The sequence below is a fragment of the Streptomyces sp. SKN60 genome, from assembly GCF_026236535.1.
Classification (GTDB): Bacteria; Actinomycetota; Actinomycetes; order Streptomycetales; family Streptomycetaceae; genus Streptomyces.
Map to the genome: position 1 here is coordinate 26,157 of NZ_JAHTMW010000006.1, position 13,740 is coordinate 39,896.

Here is a 13,740-nt window from a genome sequence, read left to right on the forward strand (position 1 = left end):
CGGTCGCGGGTGGCGCGACGCAGGTCACGTCCACTTGACGGTCCCACCTGCCGGTCCCACTTGACGTGAACACAGGCGACACTTAGCTTCGCCTTACCTAACCTCGATTTCCAGCCAACCGGCCACCACCCGCAGTCCAGCCGGGCGACCGACCGCCCGACCAGCCGAGAGAACCACGCGCCATGCCGAGACCGGCCACCGACGAACCGCTCCCCCACCTCACCCCCGGCTGGCTGCTCACCGCCGCCGGCGTGCTCACGGCGGGCTTCCTCGCGGCCTCCCTCTGGACCGCCGGCCACGTCCACGCGGACGCCACGCTCCAGACCGCCGCCCGCTTCGTGCACGTGGCGAGCCTGGTCGCCGGGCTCGGCTCGGTGCTCGCGGTCGACTGGTTCGCGGTGCTGTGGCTCACCGGGCGCCGGCCCCTCGCGGGCGTCCTCGACACGGCCTGCGCGCTGCAGACCCCGATCTGGGCGGGCCTCGGCGGGCTCACCGTCAGCGGCCTCTTCCTCCACCCCGACCTCGGCTCGCCGCTCACCCTCACCAAGCTCGGCCTGGTCCTCGCGGTCACCCTCAACGGCCTGCACGCGCACCGGCTCGGCCAGCTCCTCGAACGCTTCCGGGAGCGCGGCGCGGTGCCGCGCCGGCTGCTGCTGCGCTCGGCCGCCGCGGCCGGCGTCAGCCAGCTCGGCTGGTGGGGCGCGACCCTCATCGGCTTCCTGAACAGCCAGTCCTGACCCCGGCTCAGGAAGCTTTCACCAGGGGTTCACCACCCGGTTTTGGTTCTTCGGAGGATCATCCCTACGATCCTCCGATGATCACGAGAAAACGGCTGGCGACCGGAGCCTGTGCGCTGCTCGCCGCCCTGACCGTCGGACTCCTTCCGGCCACCGCGACCAGCGCCGCCGCAGACGCGGGCCCGGTGGCCGCGGACACCGTCAAGGAGCCCCCCAAGGTCGAGCTGGTGCTCGACGTCAGCGGCTCGATGCGCGCCCGCGACATCGACGGGCAGTCCCGGATGGCCGCCGCCAAGCAGGCCTTCAACGAGGTTCTGGACGCGGTCCCCCAGGAGGTGCGGCTGGGTATCCGTACCCTCGGCGCCGACTACCCGGGCAATGACCGCCGGCGCGGCTGCAAGGACACCCGGGCGCTCTACCCGGTCGGCCCCCTCGACCGCACCGAGGCCAAGACCGCCGTCGCCACCCTCGCCCCCACCGGATGGACGCCGATCGGCCCGGCGCTGCTCGGCGCGGCCGACGACCTCAAGGGCGGTGAGGCGACCAAGCGGATCGTGCTCATCACGGACGGCGAGGACACCTGCGCCCCGCTCGACCCGTGCGAGGTGGCCCGTGACATCGCCGCCAAGGGCATCCACCTGGTCATCGACACCCTCGGCCTGGTCCCGGACGTCAAGACCCGCCGTCAGCTGATGTGCATCGCCGAGGCCACCGGCGGCACCTACACCTCCGTGCACCGCACCGAGGAGCTGTCCGGCCGAGTGCGCCAGCTCGTCGACCGCGCCGCCGACCCGGTGGTGACCCCCGTCGCCACCAACGGCGCCGAGCGCTGTGCCGACGCGCCGGTCCTCAAGCCCGGTCTCTACACCGACCGGCAGGGCTTCGGCCGGCACCGCTGGTACCGGGTCGACGTGCTGCCCGGTCAGGAACTGCGCGCCTCGGTCAGCGTCTCCGCCGACCGGGCCGTGAACAACGACTACGGCGTGCTGCTGAGGGCCGTCACGCTCCACGGCCGGGAGATCGTGCGCGGCTCCGAGGCCGGCGACGGCCGCACCGACGTCATCTCGACGGGTCTGCGCTATCCGACGAAGGAGGACGAGGCGGCCCTCGACGACGACACCAAGTCCGCGGCCGAGACCGTCTGCCTCCAGGTCAGCAACTCCTTCTCCGCTCCCCCGTCGGTGAAGACCACCCCGGGCATGCCGGTCGAGCTGGCGATCGACGTCGTCGACGGTCCCGGCTCCGCCTCCGACGTCGCCGCGTTCGGCCTCGGCCGCGGCTGGTGGCTGCTCGGCGTCCTGGCCCTCGCCGGCTTCCTCGGCGGTCTGATCTGGGGCTGGCTGTCCCGCTGGCGCTTCGCTGTCTGGAGGACCCACTGATGCGTACCGTACGCAGAATGCTCGCGGCCGTGGCGCTCGCCGGCGCCGCGCTGCTCGGCCCGGCCGCCGTGCCGGGTCTCGCCGACACCGCGACGCCGACCGGGCCCGCCCCGAGCGGCAGCGCGAGCGGCGAGGCCGCCGAGCAGGCCGGGCCGACCGAGGCCGGCACCTCCTTCCGTACCGCCGCGTTCTTCCGGCAGGGGCAGCAGGCCACCGCGCAGGCGTCCACGGGTGACTACCTGTACTGGGTGTTCCCCGCCGACACCGGCGAGCGGCCGACGGTCACCGCGACCGTGACGCTGCCCGAGGCCGCGCAGCGGCACGGCTCCTCGGCCTGGCGGATCGACGTGTACGACGGGCTGCGCAGGCGCCAGCCGTGCATGTACGGGATGCAGTCCCGGGTGGCGGCCAAGGACGCCGCGACCGTGGAACTGGCCTGTGTCCTGCGCCCGGTCCGGGCGGCCGCGGACACCTGGTCGAACGACCCGCTGCCGGGCAGCTACTACGTGCGGCTGACCGCCACCCGGCTGCCCGAGGAGGACTCCGGCCAGCCGTTCTCGGCCCGGATCGGCGCCACCTCGCGCGAGTTCGACGGCGCCTACGCGGCGGACGGCGCGCTCGCCGTGCCGCTGGTGCCGGGTGCGACGCGGCCGGAGGCCGTCGAGGCCCGCGCCCCGGAGGACGGCTGGTCCTCCGGCTGGTGGTCGGACCGCTGGCTGTGGACGGCGGCGGGCGGTGTGCTCGCCGCGCTCGCCGGCATCGGCGGCTACGTCCTGACCCGCGGCTCCGGCCGCCCGTCCCGGGTCCCGCCGGCCGTCTGAGCCGCCGGGCCCCGTGAGCCCCGCGAAACCGGCCCCCTGTCTCCCGTCACGGGAGGCAGGGGGCCGGTGGCGTTGCGGGCGCCGATCAGCGGGAGCCGCTCAGCGGCCGCCGCCGGGACGGACCAGGCCCGTCTCGTATGCGTGCACGGCGGCCTGGGTGCGGTCGCGCAGCGACAGCTTGGTGAGGATGCGGCTCACATAGGTCTTCACGGTCTGCTCGGCGACCACAAGCCGGGCGGCTATCTCCGCGTTGGAAAGCCCGTGCGCGATGAGCGTGAGCACCTCCGTCTCGCGCTCCGTCAGGGCGCCCACCCGGTCCATCAGCGGGGCGCGCGGGGCGGCGGCGCTCAGCCGGGAGAACTCGGCGATCAGCCGCTTGGTGACGTTGGGCGCGAGCAGCGCGTCGCCGCGGGCCACCACCCGTACCGCCTCGGCGAGTTCCTCGGCCGAGGCGTCCTTGAGCAGGAACCCGGCGGCGCCGGCGCGCAGCGCCTCGTACACGTACTCGTCGAGGTCGAAGGTGGTGAGGACGAGCACCTTGACGGTGGCGTGGGCCTCGGCGGTGAGGACGCGGGTGGCCTCGATGCCGCCGGTGCCGGGCATCCGGATGTCCATCAGGACGACGTCGGGGGCGAGTTCGGCGGCTTTGGCGATGGCGTCGGCGCCGTCGACGGCCTGGCCGACGACGGTGATTCCGGGCTCGGCGTTCAGGAGCACGGTGAAGCCCTGCCGGACCATGACCTGGTCGTCGGCGATGAGCACCCTGATGTCTCCGGTGCCGGCGTGGCTCATGAACCGTCCTTGGGGTCGAGGGATCCGAGGGGTGCGGGCAGGAACGCGGTGACGTCCCAGCCGCCTTCGGGGGTGGGTCCGGCGGCGAGTTCGCCGCCGAGCATGGTGGTGCGCTCGCGCATGCCGAGCAGTCCGTGGCCGGGTTCGCGCCCGGGGCCGGCCGTCCGTGGGTCCGTCGGCCGGTCCGGTGCCGTGTTGGTGACGCGTACCGTCAGGCCCTCGCGGTGGTAGTGGGTCTCGACGGCGGCGCGGGCGCCCGGCGCGTGCCGCATCACATTGCTCAGGGCCTCCTGCACGATGCGGTACGCGGAGAGCTCGGTGCCCGGCGAGAGCGGGCGGCGCTCGCCGCGCAACTCCGCGGTCGCGTCGAGGCCCGCGGCCCGTACGTTGGCGAGGAGTTCGCCGAGCCGGTCGAGGGTGGGCTGCGGGGCGTGCCGTACGCCGGCGGCGGCGTCGCCCGGCGCGTCCTCGCCGCGCAGCACGCCGAGGACGCGGCGGAGTTCGGTGAGGGCGTCGACGGCGTTCTGCCGGATGCCCGCGAGGTTCTCGCGGAGCTCCGGGGACGGGTCGGCGACCAGGTGCGGGGCGACCTGGGCCTGGATGGAGATGACGGACATGTGGTGGGCGACGACGTCGTGGAGCTCGCGGGCGATCCGGCCGCGCTCCTCCAGGAGGGCGCGCCGGGCCCGTTCCCCGGCGGTGATCACCTCCTGCTCGACGAGCTTGGTGCGCGAGACGCGGGTGGCGCGCAGGGAGCAGCCGAGGACGACGGCGAGGGCGAAGGAGACGGCGCCCTGGGGAAGGGTGTTCAGTCCGGGGACCGGGTGCGGGACGGCGGCGCCGATGCCGGTGAGCACGGAGATCCCGAGGGCGGCGACGGAGGCGGCGGGGCGCACCCGCAGGGCGAGCAGGAGCAGGACGAGGGTGTGCAGAGCGATGCCCGGGACGCTCCACGGCCACGCGAGGCCGAACACCGCTGACGTCAGCACGGCGGTCAGGGTGAGCGCGGCCGAGGAGACCCACAGGGCTGCCACGGGCCTGCTCAGAGCCAGGACGGGTGCGGCGCTCTGGAAGACGACGAGCAACGAGACGGCACCCGTGGCGGGTTGCATGAAGCTCTCGTAGTCGTTCGCGTCCCAGATGCCCATGACGACGCAGAACAGGACGATGTGCCCGTGGGCGAGCCGGCCGAGATGGCGGTGCCGGGGCAGCGGGTCGCGGCGCCCCGGCCGCAGGTCGGCGCGCAGGACGCCGGGCGCCGCGCGCAGGGCGGCCTCCCATCGTGCGGTGTCGGTCACCGTGCTCCCCCCGCTGGTGTGTGCGTTCCCCTGCGACAGCCTAGGCACGTCGTGCCTCCGTCCTTCGGTCGGGCCGCGGCTTCGGGGCGCGAGCCGTGTGCGTGCGTTCGTACGGGTGGAAGACGGCGCAGCAGGCGAGCAGTGCGCCCGCGAACAGGGGCAGCCAGCCGAGGCGGGCGAGGACCCAGACGGGTCCGTCGGGGACGGTGTGGAGGCCGGGCAGCGGCGGACGGCCGAGGAGGTGAGAGGTGAGCAGTCCGCCGGTGGTGACGCCGATCATCGCGGTCTGGTGCCAGAGGAAGACGGTCAGGGCGCCGAGGTTGAGCAGGGCGACGGCGGCCCAGGCGCGCGGCCGGCGCAGGGCGCGGCGCAGCGGGCCGAGCAGCAGGACGGCGGCGCCGCACTGGGCGAGGCCGAAGGTGACGGCGGCGAGGGTGGGCGGGTTGAGGTTGGAGACCGGGGCGCCGGGCACGCCGACCATGGATCCGGGGTAGCCGGCGAAGGCGACCAGGAGGCCGGTGGCAGCGGCGCCGCCGAGGAGCAGGGTCCAGGCGGCGCCCTTCGCGGGTGTGCCGCGCCGGGCGATGAGCGCGCCGAGGCAGTACGGGACGAGCCAGCCGGCGGGCAGGTTGATCCAGCCGAGCCGGCCGGGGCCGTCGAGGCCGAAGCGGACCAGGTCGACGTGGAGGACGACGGCGAGCGGCCACAGCGGGTGGACGCGGGCGACCAGCGGGGTGGCGGCGGTGAGGGCGGCGAGCACGAGCAGGAACCACAGCGGGGAGAGCACGAGCTTGCCCAGCGTCCAGAGGGTCTGCCACGGCACTCCGCAGGCGAGCATGACGGCGGAGGCGAGGAGCCACACCCCGAGGAGCGGGCGCACCGGCCGGAACAGCCGGCCGAGCCGGGCGGCGATCCACCGGCGGTGGCTCTCGCCGCGGGCCCGGGCGGCGGCGTGACCGCGGGCGGCGACCAGGCCGCCGACCAGGAAGAACACCGCGAGGGTCTGGAACACCCAGGAGACCGGGGTGAGTTCGGGCATCCGGCCGAGCGGGCTCTCGACCCGCAGGCTGCCGCTGTCGGCGACCAGGGCGGTGACGAGCCAGTGGCCGAGGACGACGCCGAGGATGGCGAGGGCGCGCAGCGCGTCGAGGGCGCGGTCGCGGCCGGGCGGGGTGGCGGCGTCGATCCGGCGGGCGAGGTCACGCATCGGCCGGCTCCCGGCCTTCGACGATCCGGGCCAGGTTGCGCAGCGGTACGGAGCCGGGGGCGAGGTAGTCGCTGTGGCCGCCGTCCCCGGCGGCGAAGCGGCGGGCGCCGAAGGCCGGGTCGGTCGGGTCGGCGCCGAAGCCGAGTTCGCTGCCGGAGCGGGCGGGCGACGGGAGGGGTATGCGGACGTGGGGCACCCGGGCGACCCAGTCGCCGGCGGCGCGCCCGGCCCAGACGGTGGCGCGGGTGTGGAGGGCGGCCACGTCGTCGTGGCCGGTGCCGGGGCTGCCGTAGAGAACGATCGCGGCGGCGGGGGTGCCGGCGGCGGCGCGGGCGCAGACCACGGAGCCGTAGGAGTGGCAGAGCAGGGTGATGCGGGCGGTGGGGCGGATGCGGTGCAGTTCGGCGACGGTGGCGGTGAGCGCGGGCGCGGCCTGCTCGGCGCGGCCCGGGGTGAGGGAGGCGGCGCTGGCCGTGGCGGGCGTGCGGTAGCCGAGCCAGGCGACGACGGCGGTGCGGTCGCCGCGGGTGCGGTCGCCGCCGGTGTCCCGGCGCAGGGTGTCCCGGAGGGCGAGGGCGCCGGCGCGGAAGCGGGCGTAGTGGTCGAGGCCGGTGTCGACGCCGGGGACGAGTACGGCGATCCGGTCGGCGCGGGCGAGGTCGCCGACGACCTCGGCGCTGCGGCCGCCGTCGCGCCCGTCGAAGGCGAGGAACCGGCGTCCGGGCTCGGCCATGGCGTGCAGTGCGGCGGCCCGTCGGCGGGCTCCGTAGGCGTGGGCGGTCTGCTCGGCGGCCCGCAGGGCGGCGCGCCGGTCGGCGTAGCGGGCGTCGAGCCGGGCGGTGAGCTCGGCCGGGGTGCCGGCGGTCAGCGGGGCGGTGGGCGGCGGGGCGGGGGCCGGTACCTCGGCGGGGCCCGCCGCGCCCGCGACCGGCAGCGCGACGGCGGCGGTGACGAGGGCGGCGAGCAGCCCTCGGCGGATCCGGGCGAGGGGCGGCGCCATGGGTGGTTCCTTCCGTAGCGGGGGTGCGGGAGCGGAATTCGTTCCGCTGCGGAAGAAAGGTAGGAAGCGGGGCGTGTGGTCCGCGTCCCGCCAGGGAGCCAACTCCGGCGGTGGCTCTCAGGTATGACAGGTGATCGGGGCCCCTTCGGCTGGCAGGGTGGAGCCATGACATGGACCGCACCACAGGTGAAGCGGGATCAGGGGCTCGGCGAGCTGGGCACGCTGGACGAGCGGCGGATGCTGGAGGGCTGGCTGCGGTGGCACCGGGAGACGCTGCTCGCCAAGTGCGCCGGGCTCGGACCGGCCGAGCTGGCCCGGACGGCGGTGGAGCCCTCGAACCTCACGCTCCTCGGCCTGGTGCGGCACATGGCGGAGGTGGAGCGTTGGTGGTTCCGGCGGAGCTTCGCGGGTGAGGACCTCGGCGAGGTGTTCACCGGCCCGGCGGACGGCGACGAGGGACTGGCCGGGGTCGATCCGGCCCACGCGGAGCGGGACTTCGCACGCTTCCGGGCCGAGGTCTCGGCGTGCGACGCGGCGGCGGCCGGGCACGGCCTCGACGAGACCTTCCGTTCCACGCGCGGGGTTCCGCTCAGTCTGCGCTGGGTCTATCTGCTGATGATCCAGGAGTACGCCCGCCACAACGGCCACGCCGACTTCCTGCGGGAGCGGACGGACGGCGTGACGGGCGACTGAGCGGTCTCCAGGGCAGGGCCCGACCGCGGGCCCTGGCTCAGCCGAGGGAGAGCGGGATCCGCACCCCGGCCGCTGCGAATGCCGCCCGTTCCGCCTCGTCCGGCGCGCGCCGGCCGGTGCCGACGAGCAGCGCGTCCGTGTCGGACAGCTCCCGGGGCAGCTCCGCCCCGGCGACCCGCGACAGGAGCGCCCGTGCCGCGGCCAGCGTCGTGGCGGGCGGCGCGGGCGGGCCGCCGGGCAGATGGGCGATCAGGTCGAGGTGGTGGAGGGTCCATTCGAGGACGTACGCGCCGAGGTAGTCGGCGACGGTCAGGACCTCCCCCTTGGTCTCCACCAGGAGCTTCGGGTCGGCGAGTACGGCCGCGCGGCCGGCGGCGGAGCCGACGTCGTCGAGGTGGAAGGTCAGGAGTCCCGGGTCCTGGTAGGCGGCGGCCAGCCGCACGGTGAGGGCGTCGAGCGGGTCGTCGCCGGTCGGCGGCCGGTCGGAGACCTCCCAGTAGCTCGCCGCGTCGCGGGTGGGCTCGGCGTCCGGCCCGGCGGGTGTGGCGAGGGTGATCAGGACGTCCTGGGCGTCGATGACGAGATGGCACACCAGGTCGCGGACGAGCCAGCCGGTGCAGCCGGAGGGCCGGGCGAAGTCCTCCTCGGCGAGTCCGGCGACCGCCGCGCGCAGGGCGCTCCACGCGAGTGAGAAGTGGTCCACGCCCGCAAGCTACCAGTTCGGCCTGCCCCGCTCCGCGGCGCGCGGCCCCGCCCGCCCGCGTCCGACGCCCGCCCGCTCCCCCCGTCAGCGGTAGTCGTCGGGGTGGCCCTGCATCCAGGTGTTGATCTTGTCACGGGTGCCGACGAGCAGGGTCTCGTGCTTCTTCAGGTTCTCGAAGGAGTTGTCCCCGCCCAGCGCGGCCTCCAGCCCGGCGATCAGCTCGATCGGCTCGGGGAAGTGCCCGGGGCCCTTGGGGTCCGCCTTCATGGCGCGGTCGAGGCGGAGCAGTTCGTCATGTACGCGCCCCAGGAAGTACGCGCACCCGCTCGTCGCGCACGAGTCGTTCAGCGTGGCCTGGAGCCCGGCGAAGGCGTCCCGCACCTTCTCGGGCCCCGGTGTGGGATCGGGCTCGGCGGGCGTGGTGGTCTCGCCGGCCGCGGCCTCCGCGCTCGCCGCGGCCTCGGCGGCCTCCGCGGCGGACGTGGGCACCGTGGCGATCGAGTCGGAGGCGCCGGGCAGCGGCTGCGGCTTGGGCTCGGCGCTGCAGGACACGCAGAGCGCGGCCAGGGCCGCGAGGGCGACGGCGCCGCCTCGTATCGATGCCGTGAACGAAGACGTGAGCATGATGGTCCCCCCATGATCGTGGATCTCGGGAGCCTACCCCGCCCCGCCGGAGGAGCCGGCAGGGCGGCGACGGGCCGTCATTCGCCTCGGTCGCGGTCGTACCGGAGCACCACGACCCCGTTGCCGAAGGTGCGCGTGCCGGTGAGCCGCAGATCGGCGGTGGTGTCGGTGGGCGGGAAGAGCGGGGTGCCGCGGCCGATCAGGACCGGGTGGACGGCGATGTGGTAGGCATCGATCAGGTCGAGTTCGCGGAAGGCGGTGCCGAGTTCCGCGCCGCCGAGGCAGAGGTCGCCGTCGGTGGCGGCGGCGAGGGCGCGGACCTCGGCGGCGTCGACCCGGTCGACGACCGTGGTGTTCCAGTCGGCGCGCTCCAGCGTGGTGGAGTAGACGGTCTTGGGCTTCGTGCGCCAGATCTCGGCGAACTCCCGCTCCACGGGCGTGCTGTCCGGGTCCTGGTCGGCCGTCGGCCAGTAGTACGCCATCAGCATGTGGGTGCGCCGACCGCTGATCAGGCGTCCCATCGAGGCGATCTCCCGGTTGAAGTACGTGTGCACCTCCTCGTCGACCCGGTGCCAGGAGAGGTCGTGGCCGGGTGCCTCGATGTACCCGTCGAGCGAGATGGAGATGAACTGGACGATCTTTCCGGACACCGGCGGCTCTCCCCTGCGGTCGTGGAGGCTCCTGCTGTGGCGGAGGGCCGCCGGCCCGTACACCGGCCGTACGCGGTGCAGCGGCCGTACACCGGACATCGGCCGTACACCGGATCGGGTACGGCTCACGCCATGCGGCGGGCGCCCTCCTTGATGGCCTCACGGATACGGTTATAGGTGCCGCAACGGCAGATGTTGCGGATCTGGTCGAGATCGGCCTCGTCGATCTCGCGGCCGGCCTCGTGGGCGCGCCGGACGGCGGCGACGGCGGTCATGATCTGACCGGGCTGGCAGTAGCCGCACTGGGCGACGTCGATATCGAGCCAGGCCTCCTGCATCGGGTGCAACTCCTTGCCGACGGTGCCGGGCAGGCCCTCGATGGTGGTGACCTCGTCGGTGTCCGCGAGGTCCTTCACGGGGATGGAACAGGGGGTGAAGGCCCGGCCGTTGAGGTGGCTCGTACAGGCCCGGCAGACGCCGACCCCGCAGCCGTACTTGGGTCCGGTGACGCCGAGGACGTCCCGGAGCACCCAGAGCAGCCGGACGTCGTCCTCGACCTCGGCGGTGACGGCCTTGCCGTTGAGGATGAAGGTGTGCTGGGGCACGGTGGCTCCGTAGTGAGTCGTGGGGCGGGGGCGGGCTGCGTCAGAGGGTGTGGTCGCGGCCGTCGGTGGGCGCGGCGGGGATCGGCGGGACGGTCGGCGTCGGGGTGAAGGGCAGCGGCGCCGTGTGGTTGAGCGGGAAGCTGGTCGGCATGGTGCCGGTGGCCCGCCCGTAGGCGCAGGCGACGGCGGCCGCGGAGGCGGCGACGGCGAGTTCGCCCGCGCCGCCCGGCTGGTCGCCGGTGGACGGCATGACGACGATCCGCAGCTCGGGCGGGGTGTTCCACTGCCGGGTGTAGAAGTAGTTGTCCCAGCTGCTCTCCTGGAAGTGCCCGTCCTTGAGGTGCAGTCCGGAGCTGAGCGTGATCGCGATGCCGTCGCTGATGCCGCCCATCATCTGGGCCTCCAGGCCGCGCGGGTTGACGGCGAGGCCGACGTCGACGGCGCAGACGACCTTGGTGACGCGCGGTCCGGTGTACGCGTTCGGGATCTGCCGGCCGGTGGTCGCCGGACGGCAGTCGATCTCGGCGAGGACGGCGACGACGGAGTGGTATTCGGGGTGGATCGCGATGCCCTGCGCGGTGCCGGGCTCCATCTTCCGTCCCCAGTCGCCGAGTTCGGCGACCTTGTCGAGCGCGGCGCGGGCCCGGTCGTCCTTGAGGAAGCGGCGGCGGAAGGCGAGCGGGTCGAGGCCCATGCGCTCGGCGAGTTCGTCGACGACCAGTTCCTGGGCGGTGCGCACGTTGGGCGAGTAGATGTTGCGCATGGAGCCGGTGTTGAAGCCGTGGTCGACCTCGTTGAGGAGCTGGGTGGTCACTCCGAAGTGGTAGGGGCTGGTCTGGGTGAGCTGGAACATCGTCTCGGAGAAGGTGAGGTTCGCGACCGGGAGCTTGGCCGCCTCCGAAGTGATGATCTCGCCGACGCCGTGCCCGAAGTCGGTGGCGACGGAGGTGTGCCGCTGCTCGTACGTGAGGACCTCGCCGAGCGCGTACGTGGCGCGTACCCGGGAGGTCGCCATCGGGTGCGTACGGCCCTGCCGGAAGTCGTCGGTGCGGTGCCACATCAGGCGCACCGGCTTGCCCATGGCCTTCGAGATCTCGGCGGCCTCGCCGGCGGCGTCGTGGAACAGCTTGCGGCCGAACGAACCGCCGCCCTCGGTGACATGGACCTTCACGGCGCTCACCGGCAGGCCGAGCTGCAGGGCGATCTTCTCCTGGGCGACGATCGGCGACTTGAGGCTGGCCCAGATCTCGGCGGAGCCGGGGCGCACGTCGGCGACGGCGCAGTTGGTCTCCAGGGCGCCGTTGCTGGCGAAGGCGAAGGTGAAGCGGACGTCGACGGACTTGGTGAGCAGGTCGAGCGGCGGGACGACGAGGGGGAGTTCGGCGCGGCGCAGCTTCTCCAGGACGGTCGCGTCGGAGGCGCCCTCGGCGGTGCCGGGGCCCCAGGTGACCTTGAGGGCGCGGACGGCGTCGATGCACTGGCCGAAGGTGCGGCCGCGGACGGCGACTCCGGTGGAGACGACGGCGACGTCGGTGATGCCGGGCAGGGCGGCGACCTCGGCCGCGTTCTCGACGGAGCGGACGGTGCCGTTGATCGTCGGCGGGCGGCAGACCATCGTCGGCAGGGCGCCGGGGACCTGCACGTCCATGGCGAACTTCTTGCGCCCGGTGACCGCTTCGAGCGCGTCGACGCGCCGCTGTGCGGTGCCGATCACCGTGAAGTCGTCCGGTTCCTTGAGCGTGACGGAGACCTGGGTGTCCGTCAGGGCGGCTGCTTTGACGGCGAGTTCGCCGTAGGTGAGGACCGCTCCGGCGGCGGAGGTGATGACTCCGGCCTTGGCGGTGAGGGTGGAGACGGCCTCGCCGAGCTCCAGGGCGGCGGCGCGCAGCAGCCGGCCGCGGGCGACGGCGGCGGCGACGCGGACCGGGGTGAAGGTGGAGACGGTGGTGTTGGAGCCGCCGGTGAGCTGGTTGAAGAGGAGTTCGGGGCGGGCGTCGGCGAGGGTGACCTTGATCCGGTCCAGGGGCAGGTCCAGCTCCTCGGCGATGATCATCGCGGTGGAGGTGGTGATGCCCTGGCCGACCTCGGCGCGGGGCAGCGCGAAGTGGGCGGTGCCGTCCGGGTCGAGCCGGATGGTGATGAGGTTCGCGGTGGGCAGCGCGGCGGCGGTGAGCAGGTCGTTGAGGTCCAGGATCTCCGCGGGCCCGGGCAGCGAGGGGATGACGGCGGGCGCGGCACCGGGGACCGCGGCCGCGGCGGGCGTGGGCGCGAGGGCGTCGGCGCCGATCCGGGCGGCGACGGTCAGGGTCGGCGCGGCCAGGACGTAACCGAGGAACCTGCGCCGCCCCAGGCCGGCGCGTGGCGGCGGCGCGTCGTCCGGTCCGGGCTGCGGGGAGCGGTCCTGTTCTGCCATGAGGGGTGGCCTTTCGACGGGGGCGGGCGCGGGGACGGTCCGGGGTGGTGCGGTGGTGCTCCGGTGGTGTGGTGACCCGGATGATCATCACCCGTTCGGGCGCGCGCCGGGGCCGGAACCGCGCAGCTTTCACGGCTGGACCGTCAACTCCACACGCGGGCGGGCGTGGGTGACCACCGCCGGCCCGGGGCCGCCTCAAGGGCGGCGCCGAGCGTGAGGGCGCCGAGGAGGCCGCCGAGGCGCTTCGGGTTGGGAGGCCCTGCCGTTCGGCGGGGCCTCCGGTCACCGCGGTCAGGAGGGCCGCCACGGCCCACCCGCTCGCCCTGCGGGTCCTCAGGCCCTCGCCCCTACGGCCTCGGCGGCGACACCGGCCGCCCGCAGCCCGCGCGCCAGGCGCTCGGTCTCCGGGAGCGTCCCCGTCCACTCCCCCGCCAGGACCCGCCGGGCGGCCTCCCTGGCCGCCGCCCGGTCCAGCTCCTCGCCGGGCACGGCCCGCAGCACCCGCATGACGACGGCGACGGAGACCTGTCCGGTCTCGCCTCCGCCCACGCGCAGCACGGCGGGCCCGTCCTCGGCGAGGAGCTGCGCCCGGCGCTCGGGCGGCGGCGGGCCGGTGCCGCACACGACGACGGCGAATCCGCAGGCGGCGCAGGAGGACTCGACGTCCCAGCGCAAACGGTTGCCCACCAGCGCCTGGACGCCGTGGCTGACCAGACGCGCCGCGCAGTCGGGGCACTCCTCCCCGTACGCCACGGACGCGCACACGACCGGTTCTGTCGTCACCTTGCCCTCCCCTGAGCTCCGCCAGGCGTGGGCCA

General features: G+C 74.5%; 14 protein-coding genes. 4 read left to right on the forward strand and 10 right to left on the reverse strand.

The annotated features are described in order from the left end of the window. Positions 1-182: 182 nt before the first annotated feature. The 3 genes from KV205_RS11725 to KV205_RS11735 all read left to right on the forward strand — a co-directional run bounded on the left by KV205_RS11725 (position 183) and on the right by KV205_RS11735 (position 2,937). The gene (locus KV205_RS11725) at positions 183-737 is read left to right on the forward strand and encodes a hypothetical protein (RefSeq protein ID WP_265864107.1); all 555 of its coding nucleotides are present in this window, start codon (positions 183-185) and stop codon (positions 735-737) included. Positions 738-814: 77 nt separating this feature from the next. Continuing rightward, the gene (locus tag KV205_RS11730) at positions 815-2,116 is read left to right on the forward strand and encodes a VWA domain-containing protein (protein WP_265864108.1); all 1,302 of its coding nucleotides are present in this window, start codon (positions 815-817) and stop codon (positions 2,114-2,116) included. Beyond that, positions 2,116-2,937: a hypothetical protein gene (locus KV205_RS11735; protein WP_265864109.1), complete on the forward strand. Its 822-nt coding sequence runs from the start codon at positions 2,116-2,118 to the stop codon at positions 2,935-2,937. Before KV205_RS11730 ends, KV205_RS11735 begins: the two co-directional genes overlap by 1 nt. A 99-nt stretch (positions 2,938-3,036) precedes the next feature. On the opposite strand, the gene KV205_RS11740 is transcribed toward KV205_RS11735, so the two are convergent. The 4 genes from KV205_RS11740 to KV205_RS11755 are packed head-to-tail and all read right to left on the reverse strand — an operon-like array spanning position 3,037 to position 7,234. Further along, positions 3,037-3,729, reverse strand: coding sequence for a response regulator transcription factor (locus KV205_RS11740; RefSeq protein WP_265864110.1), 693 nt, complete (start codon positions 3,727-3,729; stop codon positions 3,037-3,039). Then, complete coding sequence (locus tag KV205_RS11745) at positions 3,726-5,027, reverse strand: sensor histidine kinase (RefSeq protein ID WP_265864111.1); 1,302 nt, start codon at positions 5,025-5,027, stop codon at positions 3,726-3,728. Before KV205_RS11745 ends, KV205_RS11740 begins: the two co-directional genes overlap by 4 nt. A gap of 40 nt (positions 5,028-5,067) precedes the next feature. After that, a complete protein-coding gene (locus KV205_RS11750) occupies positions 5,068-6,234 on the reverse strand; it encodes an acyltransferase (protein ID WP_265864112.1) in 1,167 nt (388 codons plus the stop codon). Further along, on the reverse strand, positions 6,227-7,234 hold the full coding sequence (locus tag KV205_RS11755; RefSeq protein WP_265864113.1) for an alpha/beta hydrolase: 1,008 nt from the start codon (positions 7,232-7,234) through the stop codon (positions 6,227-6,229). Before KV205_RS11755 ends, KV205_RS11750 begins: the two co-directional genes overlap by 8 nt. Positions 7,235-7,399: 165 nt before the next feature. Between KV205_RS11755 and KV205_RS11760 the strand changes: the two genes are divergently transcribed. Beyond that, a complete protein-coding gene (locus KV205_RS11760; protein WP_265864114.1) occupies positions 7,400-7,927 on the forward strand; it encodes a DinB family protein in 528 nt (175 codons plus the stop codon). A gap of 37 nt (positions 7,928-7,964) precedes the next feature. Here KV205_RS11760 and KV205_RS11765 read toward each other — a convergent pair whose 3' ends face one another. The 6 genes from KV205_RS11765 to KV205_RS11790 all read right to left on the reverse strand — a co-directional run bounded on the left by KV205_RS11765 (position 7,965) and on the right by KV205_RS11790 (position 13,705). Beyond that, complete coding sequence (locus tag KV205_RS11765; protein ID WP_265864115.1) at positions 7,965-8,630, reverse strand: maleylpyruvate isomerase N-terminal domain-containing protein; 666 nt, start codon at positions 8,628-8,630, stop codon at positions 7,965-7,967. An 84-nt stretch (positions 8,631-8,714) separates the two neighbouring features. Next, a complete protein-coding gene (locus tag KV205_RS11770) occupies positions 8,715-9,254 on the reverse strand; it encodes a hypothetical protein (protein ID WP_265864116.1) in 540 nt (179 codons plus the stop codon). A gap of 77 nt (positions 9,255-9,331) precedes the next feature. Then, on the reverse strand, positions 9,332-9,904 hold the full coding sequence (locus KV205_RS11775) for a dihydrofolate reductase family protein (RefSeq protein WP_265864117.1): 573 nt from the start codon (positions 9,902-9,904) through the stop codon (positions 9,332-9,334). A gap of 125 nt (positions 9,905-10,029) precedes the next feature. Further along, positions 10,030-10,509: a (2Fe-2S)-binding protein gene (locus KV205_RS11780; protein WP_265864119.1), complete on the reverse strand. Its 480-nt coding sequence runs from the start codon at positions 10,507-10,509 to the stop codon at positions 10,030-10,032. Between the two features lie 40 nt (positions 10,510-10,549). Continuing rightward, entirely contained in the window at positions 10,550-12,922 is a 2,373-nt protein-coding gene (locus KV205_RS11785; RefSeq protein WP_265864120.1) for a molybdopterin cofactor-binding domain-containing protein, read from the reverse strand. Between the two features lie 333 nt (positions 12,923-13,255). Beyond that, the gene (locus KV205_RS11790) at positions 13,256-13,705 is read right to left on the reverse strand and encodes a hypothetical protein (RefSeq protein WP_265864121.1); all 450 of its coding nucleotides are present in this window, start codon (positions 13,703-13,705) and stop codon (positions 13,256-13,258) included. Positions 13,706-13,740: the final 35 nt, after the last annotated feature.